Raw genomic sequence first — 282 nt, 5'->3', positions numbered from 1 at the left:
GCACGAGCACGACGAGCCCGGCGATGATGCTGATGATGCCGTAGGTGATCGCCCAGCCCGAGGAGGCGGCGCGCCCGGACTCCACCAGCGCCATGACGCCCTCGATGATCCAGCCGATGCCGATGAAGGCGACCGCGAGGATCACCAGTGTGGTGGCGGCCGCCGTCACGTTCTTGAGGGCCACGATTCCGGCGATGACGAGCAGGACGCCGAGGATGATGTTCAGCGTCCGGATCCCGCCGCCGATGCCGCGGCTGAAGATGCCGATGCCGATGCGCATGA

Annotated in this window: 1 pseudogene; it reads right to left on the bottom strand. The window is 67.4% G+C overall.

The window, feature by feature from the left end:
• Positions 1-282, bottom strand: a pseudogene (locus ACR9ZG_RS18985) (hypothetical protein); the annotation flags it as partial.

Source organism: Leifsonia sp. KNZ12-8B (assembly GCF_056755495.1).
Note: the sequence above shows the minus strand (reverse complement) of the source record. Positions and strands in the feature narration are given on the sequence as shown.